The organism is Mycobacterium sp. E342 (assembly GCF_001667665.1).
Lineage (GTDB): Bacteria > Actinomycetota > Actinomycetes > Mycobacteriales > Mycobacteriaceae > Mycobacterium.
This window is the reverse complement of sequence record NZ_LZJM01000249.1, coordinates 1-616: the sequence shown is the minus strand read 5'-3', so window position 1 is coordinate 616 and position 616 is coordinate 1. Positions and strand designations below refer to the sequence as shown.

The following is a 616-nucleotide window of genomic DNA, read 5'->3' as shown; positions in this document are numbered from 1 at the left end:
GAGGGTGCCCCGATGCGTTCAGCCGTCAGCGGCTGACCACGGCCAGGGAGGCGGTCGCCGATCCACTCGTCGAGCCGATCGACGTCGAGCAGCGTCGCAGTCGAAGTCATGCACTGACGCTAACGGTGTTGACAGTTACTGTCAATCCTGTCAGCGTATGTCACATGATCGATTTCGAGCTCCCGGCGGAGATTCAGCAACTGCGTGCCCGGGTCGCCACTTTCATCGACGAGGTAGTGCTGCCGGCGGAGCCACAGATCGGCACGCGTCCCTTCTTCGACATCGTCAAGGAGGTCCAGGACAGGGCCCACGCGGAAGGGTTGTGGTGCCCCTTCGTACCGGTGCAGTACGGCGGAATGGGGTTGGGGCACTTGGCCAATGCCGTCGTGCAAGTCGAAGTGGGCCGCGCGTTCAGCCATCTGGGTGCGTGGGCGTTGAACTGCATGGGCCCACAGGACGCGACCATGCTGACCCTCATCGAGCACGGGACCGAGGAGCAGAAGCAGCGCTACCTGGTCCCGCTGGTCAACGGCGATATCCGGGTCTGCTTTGCCATGACCGAAAGAGCCGCCGGCGCCGATGCCACCGGCATGCAGACCAGCGCGGTGCGCGAGGG

General features: G+C 64.4%; 1 protein-coding gene. It reads left to right on the top strand.

Going from position 1 to position 616, the window contains the following annotated elements:
* Positions 1-164: 164 nt before the first annotated feature.
* A partial coding sequence (locus tag A5692_RS19460; protein WP_197514338.1) for an acyl-CoA dehydrogenase family protein occupies positions 165-616 on the top strand: 452 nt, incomplete at its 3' end.